This is a genomic window from Pseudoduganella danionis (genome assembly GCF_009720775.1).
Classification (GTDB): domain Bacteria; phylum Pseudomonadota; class Gammaproteobacteria; order Burkholderiales; family Burkholderiaceae_D; genus Rugamonas; species Rugamonas danionis.
In genome coordinates, this window is sequence record NZ_WNKW01000002.1 from 528052 (window position 1) to 542844 (window position 14793).

General features: G+C 62.8%; 14 protein-coding genes. 4 read left to right on the plus strand and 10 right to left on the minus strand.

Features of this window, described 5'->3' with window-relative positions:
• The 10 genes from GM655_RS10535 to GM655_RS10580 all read right to left on the minus strand — a co-directional run bounded on the left by GM655_RS10535 (position 1) and on the right by GM655_RS10580 (position 11298).
• The gene (locus GM655_RS10535; protein WP_155434617.1) at positions 1-1317 is read right to left on the minus strand and encodes an MFS transporter; all 1317 of its coding nucleotides are present in this window, start codon (positions 1315-1317) and stop codon (positions 1-3) included.
• A 23-nt stretch (positions 1318-1340) separates the two neighbouring features.
• Positions 1341-2846, minus strand: coding sequence for a beta-N-acetylhexosaminidase (nagZ, locus tag GM655_RS10540; protein ID WP_155434618.1), 1506 nt, complete (start codon positions 2844-2846; stop codon positions 1341-1343).
• Positions 2843-3646, minus strand: a complete 804-nt coding sequence (locus GM655_RS10545) for a carbohydrate ABC transporter permease (protein ID WP_155434619.1) — start codon at positions 3644-3646, stop codon at positions 2843-2845. Before GM655_RS10545 ends, nagZ begins: the two co-directional genes overlap by 4 nt.
• Positions 3643-4500, minus strand: a complete 858-nt coding sequence (locus GM655_RS10550) for a carbohydrate ABC transporter permease (protein ID WP_155434620.1) — start codon at positions 4498-4500, stop codon at positions 3643-3645. The genes GM655_RS10545 and GM655_RS10550 overlap by 4 nt, the downstream gene beginning before the upstream one ends.
• Position 4501: 1 nt before the next feature.
• Positions 4502-5788, minus strand: a complete 1287-nt coding sequence (locus GM655_RS10555; RefSeq protein ID WP_229632509.1) for an ABC transporter substrate-binding protein — start codon at positions 5786-5788, stop codon at positions 4502-4504.
• Between the two features lie 25 nt (positions 5789-5813).
• Complete coding sequence (locus GM655_RS10560) at positions 5814-6827, minus strand: SIS domain-containing protein (RefSeq protein ID WP_155434829.1); 1014 nt, start codon at positions 6825-6827, stop codon at positions 5814-5816.
• Positions 6828-6832: 5 nt separating this feature from the next.
• Positions 6833-7948 (minus strand): N-acetylglucosamine-6-phosphate deacetylase, encoded by a 1116-nt coding sequence (nagA, locus tag GM655_RS10565; RefSeq protein ID WP_155434621.1) that lies wholly within the window; start codon positions 7946-7948, stop codon positions 6833-6835.
• Positions 7945-8679 (minus strand): GntR family transcriptional regulator, encoded by a 735-nt coding sequence (locus GM655_RS10570; RefSeq protein WP_371866773.1) that lies wholly within the window; start codon positions 8677-8679, stop codon positions 7945-7947. Before GM655_RS10570 ends, nagA begins: the two co-directional genes overlap by 4 nt.
• Positions 8680-8683: 4 nt before the next feature.
• A complete protein-coding gene (locus tag GM655_RS10575) occupies positions 8684-9553 on the minus strand; it encodes a glucosamine kinase nucleotide-binding domain-containing protein (protein WP_155434622.1) in 870 nt (289 codons plus the stop codon).
• A gap of 386 nt (positions 9554-9939) precedes the next feature.
• Entirely contained in the window at positions 9940-11298 is a 1359-nt protein-coding gene (locus tag GM655_RS10580; RefSeq protein WP_155434623.1) for a GIN domain-containing protein, read from the minus strand.
• A gap of 316 nt (positions 11299-11614) precedes the next feature.
• Between GM655_RS10580 and GM655_RS10585 the strand changes: the two genes are divergently transcribed.
• From GM655_RS10585 to GM655_RS10600, 4 genes are read left to right on the plus strand one after another with little or no spacing between them, the layout of a single operon-like run.
• Complete coding sequence (locus tag GM655_RS10585; RefSeq protein ID WP_229256189.1) at positions 11615-11788, plus strand: hypothetical protein; 174 nt, start codon at positions 11615-11617, stop codon at positions 11786-11788.
• Positions 11788-12306, plus strand: coding sequence for a hypothetical protein (locus GM655_RS10590; protein ID WP_155434625.1), 519 nt, complete (start codon positions 11788-11790; stop codon positions 12304-12306). Before GM655_RS10585 ends, GM655_RS10590 begins: the two co-directional genes overlap by 1 nt.
• A gap of 31 nt (positions 12307-12337) precedes the next feature.
• A complete protein-coding gene (locus GM655_RS10595) occupies positions 12338-14050 on the plus strand; it encodes an AAA family ATPase (protein ID WP_155434626.1) in 1713 nt (570 codons plus the stop codon).
• The gene (locus GM655_RS10600) at positions 14051-14782 is read left to right on the plus strand and encodes a general secretion pathway protein GspB (RefSeq protein WP_155434627.1); all 732 of its coding nucleotides are present in this window, start codon (positions 14051-14053) and stop codon (positions 14780-14782) included. It abuts the gene before it with no gap.
• Positions 14783-14793 lie beyond the last annotated feature (11 nt).

The window sequence follows — 14793 nt, forward strand, 5'->3', positions numbered from 1 at the left end:
TCAACCTGCGCTGGCGGTGGCTGGGTTGCCTTCCGCTGGTGCCTCGTCCTGCTGCGGACGGGCGGCCATAGGAATTAGCTGCGACAGCACGGCCACCGGCACGGCGCACACCATCACCCACACGAAGAAATTGCGGTAGCCCAGTGCTAGCTGGATGTCGCCGCTGAACAGCTTGAACAGCACAAAGCCCAGTTGCATCACGCCCGTCGCGAACGCATAGTGGGCAGTCTGGTATTTGCCCGGTGCGACTACCTGCATCATGTACAGGATCAGACCGACGAAGCCGAAGCCGTAGCCGAACATCTCCACGCTCAGGGCCACGCCGATCACCGACAGTTCGGTGGGCTGGAATACGGACAGCAGATAGAAGGCCAGATTCGGCAGGTTCACGGCCAGTATCAGCCACAGGATGGCGCGCTTGAGGCTGAGCCAGGAAGTGAAATAGCCGCCAGCGATACTGCCCACCACGAAGGCCACCGTACCCACCGTGCCATACACGGCGCCCACTTCGGCCGTGCTCAGGCCGAGGCCACCCAGATGGCGCGCTTCGCGCAGGAACAGCGGGCCGATCGACTGCACCTGCGCCTCGCCGGCGCGGAACAGGATGATGAAGATGATGGAAACCCAGATGCCTTTTTTACGGAAGAATTCAATGATGACCTGCCACAGTGTGCGCGCAATCGCGGCCGCATTGTGCTCGTCGCTGGTGGCGTTCTTCGCCAGCGGCAGCGCCCAGCTATTGTACAGCCCCAGCGTGACCATGATGGCGGCGAGGATGCAGTAGCTAATCGTCCATGCGGGCACCACGCCTATGGATTTCTCGAAGTGACCGGCCAGCAGCAGCAGGCCGCCCGTGGTGAAGAATTTGCCGGCATTGAAGAAAGTGCCGGTCCAGCCGGCGTAAGCTGCCTGACCTTTTTCATCAAGGCTGGTGATGTACAGGCCATCACAGGCGATATCGTGGGTGGCGGCGGAAATCGCCACCAGTCCCAGCATGGTCAGCGCTGCAGCAAACCAGAACGGCGTATGCAGCGATAGTGCCACGCCGCCCAGACACAGGCCGCCCAGAATCTGGAAGCCAACCACCACCAGCTTCTTGCTGCTGGCCAGTTCGAGGAAGGGACTCCACAATGGCTTGAATACCCACGCAAAGCCGATCAAGCCGGTCCAGTGATTGAGCTCGTCGTTGGGCACGCCCATACTCTTGAGCATCTGGTTCGCCACGATCATCACGGCGAAGAACGGCAGGCCCTGTGCCAGATACAGGCTGGGTACCCAGAATTTCGGATTGCGTACGGCGGGTGTGCTGTGTTCCATGTGGTGTCTCCCCTCAGTTCTTATTATTCGAAGCCGCCGACCGGTACGCGGCCATTCGCTTCCAGCGCGCCGGACAGCCACAGATTGATGGCTTCGAGTGCCGGCTGGGCAAAGCCGTAGGTCAGCAGAGCAGGGGCCTGGATGTCGAGCGCCTGATACGGGTTCCACAGCGCCAGATGCAGATCGGGCTTCCAGTTGTTGCGCGCGTTGTCGCCATAGCGCAGGCGCGAGGTGGAGGCCAACATCGTGTAGCGGCCATCATCGGGCAGGCTGTTCCAGTCGAAGCTGTCGGCGTTGTCGTAGGTGACCAGTTCGACGTCGTACAGCGTGCGCAGCGAGTCGGCCACCACGGCGGCTGGCACACCGGCTTCCGAGACGCCGTCGCTGACCACATCCTGTCGTGCCACCAGACGCACGCGCGCGCCAGCGGCAGGGCGCTGTGGTGCACCGTAGGCGGTCAGGCTGCGCTGCCAGCCTTCGGCCATGATGCGGCGGTCGCTGGCGTCTTCCTTGTACGAGCGCTGCTTGCACGGGTATGCCTGTGCCAGTGCGCCGAGGCGGGCCAGACGGTGCTGGATATCGGCCTGCGAAATTTCGCCCGCGGCGATAGCAGCGGCGATGGCGTTCAGGGTTTCTTCCTGCGTTTCGGTAGTACCCAGCGCCATCACCATGTCGGCACCGGCCGTCAGTGCACGCACGGCGGCATTGCCGACGCCGTAGCGGCCCGCAATTGCGTGCATGTCCATGCCGTCGGTGATGATGATGCCCTGATACTGCCATTCCTCGCGCAGCATGCCGGTCAGAATGCGGCGCGACATGGTGGCCGGATTGTCGGCGTCCAGCGTCGGGTAGACGATGTGCGCCGTCATCATGGCCGGTGCAGCACCGGCAGCGATGCGGAACGGCGCCAGTTCCATGCGTTCCAGTTCGGCCACCGGCTTGTCCACGGTAGGGAGGTCGCGGTGCGAATCGACGCTGGTGTCGCCATGGCCGGGGAAGTGCTTGACGCAGCAGGCCACGCCTTCCGCATGCGAGCCGGCCATCCATGCCATCGCCAGTTCGGCCGCGCGGGTAGGCTCGGCGCCAAACGAACGCTCGGCGATGACGGGGTTGTGCGGGTTGTTGTTCAGGTCCAGCACCGGCGCGAAGTTCCAGTTGAAGCCCAGCGCCTTGACGGCACGCGCCACGGCGGCACCCGTGCGGTAGCTCAGATCGAGGTCGTTGGCGGCACCGAGACCCATGGCTGCTGGTGGTGCCGGTACCCAGGTGGAACGCACCACGGCGCCGCCTTCCTGATCGATGGCGATCAGGGCTTCGTCGCCCATCACGGCGCGCAGATCGGCAGTCAGTTTGGCCAATTGGACCGAGTCGGTCATATTGCCGCGGAACAGACAGACGGCGCGGATGCCGTTCGTCTTGAGAAAATCAGCAGTGGCGGCATCGAGCGTGGTGCCGGGGAAGCGGATCATGATTAGCTGGCCGGCCAGCTTGCGCAACTGGTCTTGGGTTACTTGTGGGGTTAAGGTCATTTCACTGCTCCATCCATGCCGCGCATGAAGAATCGTTGAGTAAAGAGGAAGGCTGCCAGTGTAGGCAGTATGGTAAGCACGGTGCCGGCGGCGATCACGCGCGTGCTGCTGCCGAACGTGCCGCGTAAATACAGCACGCCAACCGACAGCGGGAACTGGTCTGGCTTGCTCATCACGATGGATGGCCAGATGTATTCATTCCATGCTTCCACCGCCGTGAGGATGCCGACCGTGGCCAGCCACGGGGCGATCAGTGGCAGCATGATTTTATAGAAGATGGTCCACTCCGAAGCGCCGTCTACACGCGCCGCATCGATCAGATCCTGCGGTACTTCTTCGAAGGCCTGCTTGAGCAGCAGGATGGCCACGGCCGTGACGACATTCGGCAGGATCACGCCCGTGTAGGTATCGACCAGACTGAGTTTGGTAACGGTGATGAAGTTGACGAGGAAGTTCACTTCCGACGGCAGCACCAGCGTGGCGAGGATCAGGCCGAACACCAGCTTGCGGCCCTTGAATTGCATGCGCGCGAGCGGATAGGCAGCCGCCGAACACAGCGTCAGTTTCCAGAACACGGTGCAGGCCGCGATCAGCAGCGAGTTGCCGAGGAAGCTGGCCATGGGCAGGGTTTCGAACACGGCGATGAAATTTGCCATGGATGGCTCGCGCGGCCAGAACGTGGGCGGGAAGGCGAAGATATTTCCTTCCGTGGAAAGCGCCGTGACCAGTGTCCACCAGAACGGGAACACGCACACCAGTGCCAGTGCGCTCAGCAGCAGATAATGGGCAAGCTTCTTCATGGGCGGTGTTTGGGTTTCAGATAGCGCAGGCATAACAGCGCTATGCCTATGCAGAACACCGACATGACGAAGCTGGCGGCCAGTGCGCGCGGCAGTTTCAGGTGCTTGAGGCCCTGATCGTAAGCGTAGTACAGACCCGTGAAGGTAGAGTTCATCGGACCGCCCTGGGTCAGCACATCCACTTCCTGATAAGCCTTGAGCGCAGCCAGTACGGACAGGATGGCGCATACCATGATGGTAGGGCGCAGCATGGGCACGGTGATTTTCCAGAAACGCTGCCAGCGGCTGGCACCATCGAGGATGGCGGCTTCCTGCATATCGGCCGGCACGGCCTGCAGCGCAGCCAGATACATCACCATATACCAGCCCAGCCCGCGCCACAGCGTAACGAACATGATGGCAAACAGCGCCAGACTATCATTGGACAACCAGCCTACGGGCGCATCAACCAGACGGCACAGCATGAGAACGTAATTGAGCGCGCCCTGTTCGTGGAACATGAAGCCCCACATGATGCCGACCACGGAGACGGTAGTCACGACCGGCACATAGAACGCGGCGCGGAAGTAGCGGATGCCGGGTAGCTGGTTATTCACCAGCACGGCCAGACTCAGCGCGCCGATCTGCACGAACGGCACCATCAGCAGGAACACGAGGGAGTTTTTCAGGCCCGTGACGAACATCTCGTTGTTGAAGATGTAGCGGAAGTTATCCAGACCTACCCAGTGGGTATCGCGGATCAGGCTATAGTCGGTAAACGCCAGCAGCGAACCGAAGGCCACGGGCCAGAACGAGAACACCGCCAGCAGTGCCAGTGCCGGTGCGAGGAACAGCCATGCAGTCAGGTTGCGCATCTTAATGGCTCCGCAGGCTGGCAAGTTTGCGGTTCCACTGCAGCACGGCCTGATCGAGCGCGAGGCGGATATCCTGCTTGCCCGTCACTCCCGCTTCCACGGCTTTCACCAGATAGCGGCGCAGTTCGTCGTAATCGTCAATGCCGGCCACGTACATCGTATGCGAATGGGGCATGGAGACGGCACCGGCAGCGACGGCTTTTTCGGCCGCACCGGCACCGGCCGGCACGGTGGTGAAGAAGGCATCGTTGGCTGCCTGCGCCATGGCCGGATACACGCTGGCCTGCTTGGCGAAGGCCAGCTGGTTGGCGTCGTTGGTGAGGTAGCGGGCGAACTTGCCCACCGCAGGCAGCAGCGCAGGACTGACATTTTTCGGTACGGCGAAATGCACCAGCCAGCCGCCATCGGCGATGCCGGTAGGGCCGAGCGGCGCAGGCGCCACATCGGTGATGGCGTAGATATCCTTGGCGTCCGTCTCGATGCGGCGCACGGCTGTGGGCGGTGCCAGCAGCATGCCGAGACGGCCGCCTTTGTAGGCGTCGATGGCGGCGGGGAAGTTATCCTCGGCGAACAGCGCATCCTTGAGCAGGCCGCCGGCGCGGTAGGTGTCTGCCAGCTTGCGGATCAGCGCCACATGGGCCGGCGAATTGAAGACGGCTTTGCCATCGCGGAGCAGCGGCAGACCCTGTTGCATCATCAGGCCGTCAATTTTCGACAGCGCAGGGCACAGACCGGCCTTGCCCGTACGGGCCGCGATCTGGCGCGCAAACTGTAGCTGTTCATCGAGGTCGCGCGGGGCGCGGGTAATGCCAGCCTGTTTGAAAATTTCGGTGTTGTAGGTGATCACCGCCACGTTGCTATACATGGGGAAGCCGTAGGTCTTGCCGCCGAAGGTCAGATCCTGCAGCGTGCCGGGCAGGTAGCGTGCACGCGCATCGGCCAGCAGGCCGTCCACCGGCAGTAGCAGACCGTCGCGGGCAAATTCGTCGGCCCAGGGCACGTTGAGATTGACCAGTGCTGGCGGGGTGCCGGCAACGATGCGGGTGACCAGTTTGGTCTGGATGATATCCCACGGGAAGTCGACCCACTCCACTTTCACATCGGGGTTGTCGCGCTCGTAGCGCTGCACCAGCTGTTCGAAGTAGGGGGTGAATTTGGGCTTCATGCTGAAGGTCCAGAATTCGATTTTCTGGACCGGTGGCAAGCTAGGGCTAGCCGCCGTGGCCAGCGAGCCCACCATCCATGCGACCAGCAGTGCCGATAGTTTGCGCAAGGTCTGCATGCTCATGGATGGTGGCGCGGCGTGGTGCTGCTTAGTTGGTCTTGGTGACTTTGCTCAGGTGGCGCGGTGCATCCGGGTCCATGCCACGCGCAGCCGACAGCTGGGCCGCCATCACGTAGAAGGCCTGAATCGCCACGATAGGATCGAGGTCCGGCGTGGCCGCTACTGGTAGGGTCAGATCGCGTTCGGCCACATCGGCCGGTGCCGCCAGCAGCACACGGGCACCACGGCCGCGCATTTCGCTGGCCAGTTGCAGCAGACCGGCCTGGGTTGGGCCTCGGGTAGCAAAGATCACCAGCGGGTAGCCGTCTTCGATCAGGGCCATCGGGCCGTGCTTGATTTCGGCGCCGCTGAAGGCTTCGGCCTGCAGTGCCGAGGTTTCCTTGAATTTCAGCGAAGCTTCCAGTGCGACCGGGAAGCTGATGCCACGGCCGACCACCATGATGTTGCGGGCCGGTGCCAGCACGTCGATGGCCGAGCTCCAGTCTACCTTGGTGGCCGCGCGCAGCGATTCGGGCAGCGCTTCCAGACCGGCCAGCAGCTCAGGATCGTTCTGCCATGCGGCGACCAGACGGGCACCAGCGACCATGCTGGTGATGAAGCTCTTGGTGGCGGCGACGCTCTGCTCTTTGCCGGCGCGCAGCGGAATCGCGTATTCGGCAGCGTGGGCCAGCGGCGATTCGATATCGTTGACGAGGGCCACGGTGGTGGCGCCGCCGTCGCGGAAGTATTTGATCGGCTCGACCACGTCCGGGCTCTGGCCCGATTGCGAAATGGAGATGGCCAGCGTGTCGCGCGTAATCAGCGGCGATTTGTTCAGCGTGACCAGCGACATCGGCAGCGAAGCTACCACGCGGCCCAGACGGGCCATGATCAGGTAGGCCGCGTAGGCGCAGGCGTGGTCCGAGCTGCCGCGCGCGATCGTCAGTGCGGTCGAGAAGGACGTGCTCCTCAATTTGCGGCCCAGCTCCGCATAGGCATCGCCATCGCTGGCCAGTTGCAGGGCTACGCAATCAGCGGCGGACAGGGCTTCTTTCAACATCATTGAGGTCACAACAGTTCTCCTTCGATATAGACGGCTTTGAGGTTCAGGTCACGGTCGAGCACCACCAGATCGGCATAGGTGCCGGGAGCCAGACGGCCCCGCTCTTGCAGGCCGAGATAGTCGGCCGCGTTGGTTGAGACCCGTGCCGAGGCATCTGCCAGATCGAGGCCGAGTCCGACCAGGTTGCGTAGCGCCTGGTCCATAGTGAGTGTGCTGCCTGCCAGCGTGCCGTCGGCCAGCCTGACCCCACCCATGCACTTCATGACGGTGTGGCGGCCCAGCATATATTCGCCATCGGGCATGCCCGTAGCGGAGGTTGAATCGGTGACGCAATACAGTTGCGGTATGCAGCGCAGCGCGGTGCGGATGGCACCCGGATGCACGTGCAGTAAATCAGGGATGACTTCGGCGTAATGGGCATGCGCCAGCGCAGCGCCCACCATGCCCGGTTCGCGGTGGTGCAAGCCCGTCATGGCGTTGAACAGATGGGTGAAGCCGTGGGCTCCATGTTTGAGCGCTGCCACGCCATCTTCGTAGCTGCCCAGCGTGTGGCCGATCTGCACGCGCATGCCCGCTTCGGACAGTTCGCGTACCAGTTCCAGATGGCCTTCCAGTTCGGGTGCGACGGTAATCAGTTTGAGTGGCGCCAGTGCTTCCAGCTGTTCCACGTCGGCCAGCTTGGCCGAACGCGCATAGGGCGGCTGGGCACCGAGCTTGCCGGAGTTGATGAACGGGCCTTCGAGGTGCACGCCGAGCACGCGGGCTTCGCCTTGGCCGCGCTGCTGCACGGCGCGCTGTATGCCGCGCAAGGCCTGTTCGATATCTTCCGGCGGCGCCGTCATGGTGGTGGCCAGCAGGCTGGTGGTGCCATGGCGCGCATGCACTGCAGCGATGGTGTGTATGGCGTCGCCGCCTTCCATCACATCCTTGCCGCCGCCGCCATGCACGTGCAGGTCGATAAAGCCGGGCAGGATGTAATCGTCGCGATTGAGCTCGGGGCCAGCATGATCACCGTGGATAGCGCTGATGCGCTCGGCGAACGTGATCTCGCCATGCACCCAGCCTGCCGTGGTGAGGATATTGCCCTGAATACTATTGCTGCCGTTGATTGCATCGCTCATCTGCGCGACTCCGCTACAAATTCATAATAATCACTGCGGCAATACGAGTGGGTCAGTTCCACCGCTGCGCCGTTGTCGAGATAACTGACGCGGGTAATGTGCAGCATGGCTGCCCCCGCAGGTATGTTGGCCAGTTGCGCCTGTTCGGCACTGGCGTTGACGGCGCGGATATGCTGCAGCGCGCGCATTGGGATGGTGCCATTGGCTTCCAGATAGCCGTACAGCGAATCCTGTACGCTGTGCGGATTCGGCATGTATTGGGCCGGGATGGTGGTGGTTTCGATCGCCATCACCACATCATCGGCCGTACGCAGGCGCTTCAGGCGCGCTACCGGCATATTTGGCGACAGGCCCAGCGACAGCACTTCGGTCGGCGAGGCGATGCCGATCTCGCGCTGCAGCCAGCGCGAGCCAGCCGAGAAGCCGCGTTCGCGCAGCTCTTCCGAGAAGCTGGTCAGGCGCGACAGCGGTTGTTCCAGTTTGGGCGTGATGTAGGTGCCGGAACCGCGTTTGCGCGTCAGCATGCCGCGTTCGCACAGCATGTCGATGGCCTTGCGTGCCGTGACGCGCGAGATGGTCAGCATTTCCGACAGCACCCGTTCCGACGGCAGGGCTTCGTTGACGCGCCAGTCACCGGCAGCGATGCCATCGGTCAGCTTGTTCGCCAGCTGCACATACAGTGGTGTGTCGCTGTCGGCGTCGGGACGGAAATCGCGCAGTTGGCTCAGCACCGGCTTATCCTTTCAGGTGCTGCTGGATCAGGCGCAGCGCACCGGCGGCGGAATCGCCTTGCGGGTTGACGATACGGCGCAGCATGGAGACAGGCAGATAGGGGCGCAGCGGCGCAGCGAGGCCGCCGCACAGGGCGATCGGCAGGGTGCCCGTGCCATCGAGCGCATTGCCCATCAGTTCAACCTGACGGCCCGCCTCCAGCAGAATGGCGCGTGCTACCTCATTGCTTTCGCCATGCTGCAGCACCAGTCGCGCCAGTTGCGCATAATTGGTCTGGCTGGCGCGGGCCAGCCAGTTCTGGATCGCCGTGCGTTCGCCGCCGCAGGCTTGCGCCACATCGTGGCTGAAAGCGTCAGTAGGCTGGCGGCCATCGAGTACTTGCTGCATATGGTTGATGGCGCGCAGTCCCATCCACGCGCCCGAGGCTTCGTCGCCGGCGGGGAAACCCCAGCCGCCCACTTCCACGTGGACGCCGTCGAGTCGTTTGATTTCGCCCACGCTGCCCGTGCCGAGCGCGATGATGGCGCCGGGCTGGCCGCGGTGCGCGCCCAGTACGGTGGTGTGGCCGTCGCTTTCCAGTGCGATGCGGGCATAGCCGGGATTGGCCGCGACGAATTCGGCAGCCCACTGTTTATTGTGCACGCCGGCCAGACCGAGGCCGATGGCCACGTGGCTACGCTCGGGGGGCGCCAGCTCGGCGGCGCGGTAGGCCATGGCGGCTGCTTCCTCGACGGCCTTCCAGGCATTGGCGATGCCGTGCATCAGGCCGGATGGACCGCTTACGCCTTCTGCGAGTTCTATGCCATCAGTACGTGCCAGACGTACTCTGGTGCCGCTGCCGCCGCCGTCTACCCCGAGTAAGAATTCGATCATGATTATCTGTGTAAGTCGCCGTGGAAGTCCGGCGTTGAGGGCACTATAGGGGCTTGCAAACCAGCTTGTCAACAGGTATTTAACTGGTATTATAAAATATTGAAGTGGACTGGCAATTGTATGCTGTAAATTTTGCTTAAGTGACTGTTATTAAAGGAAATAGTAAAAAATATAGCGTTTGGGTGGAGTGTGGTATTTGCATGCCACTTTGGTCTGCATCTGGTCAGTTTTCTGCTGCTTAAGATGCGTTGTGCAGTGATGCGGCGGGGCTGCTGATGCGGGAAACGCGGGGTGGGGCAAGTGGCGGGTAGGCAGGAAAGTACGAAGGCGGGGCGGTGCTGCGGGAGTATGCACGGGCAGGCGCGCTGGCCTGCCCGCTGGAAGCTTCACTGGGTGCTGCGCTGGCCGCGGCGTTCGTAGGTGACTAGCTGGGTGCGTTCACCGGACGTGCGGCCGGCCTGATTGACCACGGCATTGCCGGGGCCACGCACTTGTATGTCAGTCTGCTGGGTCAGCAACTGGCGGGCATTCAGGTTGCCTGAACCATTGAGCTGCGCCGTCAGTTGTTCGGTACGGCCATCGAGCTTGATGTCGCCGGGACCCTGAATGCTCAGCTTGACGGATTTGCAGGCTGCCGTGGCGCTCAGGTCGCCCGAGCCGCTCATTTCTGCGTCCAGTGTTTCGTTCACGCGGCTCAGATAGATGCTGCCGGGGCCGCGGCTGCGTGCGATGGCGCGGCCGACTTGCAGGTTCTGGCCTTCCAGATCGCCGGAGCCGCTCAGTTCGGCATTGAGCTGGCCGACGTTACCGCTCAGGATCATATTGCCGGGACCCGTCAGCACGGCGCGCACGCTGGCAGCCTGCAGGCCCCGTACGGTCAGGTCGCCCGAGCCGCGCACTTCACCATCGAACTTTTTCAGATTGCCGGAGATGCAGGCTTCGCCGGGACCGCGCAGCGCAGCGCTGGCTGCTTCCGTGCTCAGGGTGCAGGCATCCAGATCGCCGGAGCCGCTGATTTCCGTGCGCAATTCGGCGCTGCTGCCGCTCAGGGAGAGCGAGCCGGGACCATGCAGGGCGGCATTGATGCGGCTCGCATGCAGGTCGTCGAGGCGCAGGTCGCCCGAACCGTTCAGCGTCAGGTTGACGTCTTGCGTCATGCCGGCGGCTTCGACATCGCCGGCGCCGTTCAGGGTCAGATTCAGGCTGTTGGCCTTGAGCGTGCGCAGGCGTAGATCGCCGCTGCCGGAAGCCTGCACCGTCAGATCGCGGACGCTGCCGTTGGCGTAAATGTCGCCCGAGCCTTCGGCATACAGCGCCAGTTGCTGGCCTTGCACATTCTGCAGCTCGATATCGCCGCTGCCGCTGTTGCGCAGGCTTTTCAGCGTGGCAGCGCTGATGCGTATGGTAACGGGCGGTTTGCTTTCCTTGTTCCAGCTAAAGTTAAAGGTCCAGCCTTTGCTCTTGTGGCGTGGCTGGCGCACGGTCAGGGTGTCGCCGCTGACACTGGTTTCAATTTCCGCCAGTTGGCGGCGCTGGCCGCTCAGTTCTATGCTGGTGCCGGGCTGGTTGCTGATGATGACGTGGAAAGGACCATCCACGGCAATATTGCTGAACGCAGCCACATTGCGGTTTTCCGTGGTGCTGGCGGTATCGGTCTTGTTATCGGCATGGACTGGCAGGGTGGCCAGCAGCAGGGTGGCGGCAACGGCGGCAGTCAGCTTGGCGGGCGTCAACGTAGGCTTCATGATGGTCTCGATCATCGGTAGTGGCGATGGTGAAACGATAAGGGTTTTGCCGGCGCTGCGTAGGCGGTTTGGGACGAATGTGCCAATTCGCGGCATCAGCTGCAAAAATGCGCGGCTGAACGGTGGCTGCCCGGCTGCAATAGCTACTTTTTTGACGCATGGAAATAGTATGTAATTTGAATTCAAACTGTCATAATAGGAATCACAAATTTATAGCCAACAATAGGCTAAAGTTGTAGGCAACTGACTGCCGTTATTGAACGTATTGCCGGGAAACACCTGCGCACGTATCTGGAGAGCGCACATGATCAAGTATATGGGGACAAAAAATAAGGAAGACGGCTCGGTGCTGTACGTTTTTATTATTAACGGTCTGCACAAGGAAATCCGCGAGGGCGCATTGAAACAGCATCCCGGTTGCTACGAAGCCTTGCCTGCCACGGCCAAGGCACGCATCAGCGCCAACCGTCTGTGGTTGTCCAAAGCCTGATGCGCTCATGCTGGCGTCCACTGCTGGCCGCTGTGGCGCTGGCCGCGCAAGCCGGCATGGCGCAGGCCGTGCCCACCACCTTTGGCACCATCATCGGCAATGCCGTACTGTGCCGCGATCACACGGATAATCTGTATTTCTACGACTATCTGGTGAAATTCTTCAAGGAGCCGTACAAGCACGAGGGCGGCGCGTTCTGGTTCAAGACCGACGGCGCTACGCTGTGGGGTATCACGATACCGGAAGTGATGGTCAGCGACGATACCAGTCCTTACATCTTTGTCGGTGCTGTAGCCGAAGCGCCGCCCGAAGATCTGGAGAAAGCCATCATCGCCCAGGTTGGTCACCATTACACCCGCATCGATACATCGGCCTATCCCGTGCGCGAATCCAAGCCGGCTAGCCGGATCGTGTATTTCGATACGCGCGCCAAGATATACTGCGCCAAGTTCAAGCCCATGCCGCCGGTGCAGCCGCCGGCCGTGCAGATGCCGCCCGCGCGTGCGCGGACAAAATAGAGCTGGCCTTGCAGCCAGCGTAGTCCCGACCATGTACACCCATTACTTCCATCTCAAGCAGCCGCCATTTTCCATCGCCCCTGATCCGCGCTACCTGTTCATGAGCGAACGCCATCGCGAGGCGCTCGCGCATCTGCTGTATGGCGTGGGTAGTGGCGGCGGCTTCGTGCTGCTGACGGGCGAAATCGGCGCCGGTAAAACCACGGTCTGCCGCTGCTTCATGGAGCAGATCCCCGAGAATTGCAAGCTGGCGTATATCTTCAACCCCAAGCTGTCGGTGGAAGAATTGCTGCTATCGATCTGCGACGAATTCGGCATCGTGCTGCCCGCGCATGGCGCGGGCGCGGTCAGCGTCAAGACTTATGTGGATGCCATCAACGCCTATCTGCTGGCCAGCCATGCACAGGGGCGCAACAATGTGCTGATCATCGACGAGGCGCAGAACCTGTCAGCGGCCGTGCTCGAGCAGTTGCGCCTGCTGACCAATCTGGAAACCAGTGAACGCAAGCTGCTGCAAATTATTTTGATCGGCCAGCCTGAACTGCGCAGCATGGTGGCGCAGCCGGAGTTGGAGCAACTGGCCCAGCGCGTGATTGCGCGCTACCACCTCGGTTCGCTGACAGCGGCTGAAACGGGTGCTTATGTCGAGCACCGGCTGGCCGTAGCAGGGGCGGTGGCCAGTGCACCGTTCCCGCGTACGCTGATGCCGCTGCTGCACAAGCTGACCAAGGGCGTGCCGCGCCGTATCAATCTGCTGTGCGACCGTGCGCTGCTGGGCGCTTATGTCGAGAACCAGCCGCAGGTTACGCGCGCGATTCTGCGCAAGGCGGCGGCAGAAGTGTTTGCCAGTACCGAGGCGGGCCGCGCGGCGCAGCCATCAGCGCGCTGGTCTATGCTGGCAGCCGGTGTGCTGGGCGGGGTGCTGCTCAGCGCCGGGGTGTGGTTAGCCTACGGCCGCGCATCGTCCAGTGTGGCGGCCAGTGCGCCGAGCGCGGTAGCGGCTACCACAGTGCCCGCGGCTGCGGCCAGGGCGAGCGCCGCAGCCGCATTGACACCTGCGCCGGCATCGGCGCAGCCGGCTGCTGCTACCGCTGCACCGGCGCTAGCACAGCAGGCTGCCGGCACCGTGCCGACGACCGCTGCGGCAGTTGCGGGCACGGCATATAACCAAGCAGACGCGCTGCGCGCACTGGCGGCACGGTGGGATCTGAAACTGCCGGATGGGGAACCATGTGCGCTGGCGGCCAGGCTGAATCTGCGTTGCCTGACTGCGAAAGGCGGACTGGAAGAATTGCGCCAGCTCGACAGGCCCGCCGTGCTGACCTTGCACGATGATCCGGTGCAGCCTAACTACTTATTGCTGACCGCGCTAGATGACGATTACGCCACCTTGCTGGGTGCCGATGGCAAACCGCAGCGCATCAAGCTGGCGGCGCTGGAAGCACGTTACAGCGGCGAGTTCAGTACCTACTGGCGCGCACCGCGCAGCTGGCGCGATGAAGTCTCGGCGGGCGATAAAGGCCCCGATGTGGACTGGCTGGCGCGCCGGCTGGCACAGATCTACGGCTTGAAAAAGCCGGCCGAGGGGCAGCCGCTGAATGCCGCGCTGCGCACCCGTCTGACCGAATTCCAGAACGAGCAGAAGCTCAAGGCCGATGGCGTGGCTGGTCCGAAAACTTTTATCCGCCTGTATCAGCAGGGTGGGGTGCGCGAGCCGCGCTTGCTGGCAGCGGAGGGGAAATAGATGTCCTACATACTGGAAGCGCTGAAGAAGGCGCAGGCGGAAAGGCAGCTGGGCAGTGCGCCTACGCTGCATGGTGCGAGCATGCAGGCGCCCTCGCTGGCGGCAGCGCTGCCATGGTGGCGCCGCCCGTTGGTGCTGGCCGCCTTGCTGATGGCCGTGGTGATCGTGGCGTTGCTGGTGCTGTTGTTGCGTCCTGCTCCCGGCTCGACGCCGGCCGTGCTGACCGCTGCGCCGCCGTCGACCCCGCGCCCCGCAGTGACGGGCGCCCCGCCCGAACTCAAGCAGGAACTCACGCTGAGGGGGAGCGCGCCGCCTGCGGCCATGCCGCAACCCTTGCCGGTGCCGGTAGCGCACGGCGGTGCGGTAGCACGCACCAGCGACAACGCAGCAAGTGCGGCATCGGCGGCGGCCACTTTAGCGTCAGCCGGTGCGGCTAGCAGCGCGGCTATGCCGCCACCCGTGGCGGCAGCGAAGCCGGCTGCGGCGGTGCGCGCCAATGAGGAGCCGGTGCTTAATCTGCGCGAACTGCCCGAGCCTATCCAGCGCGCCATTCCTGCCGTCGCCGTGGGCGGCTATATCTATTCGCCGAATCCGGCCGACCGGCTGCTGCTGATCGACAAGGTACTGCGCCACGAAGGCGAGGAAGTGGCGCCCGGGCTGGTGCTGGAAAAACTGCAGCCGCGCGAAGCCGTTTTCAGTTTCCGCGGCTACCGCTACCGCGTACCGTACTAGGTCTGTCATCA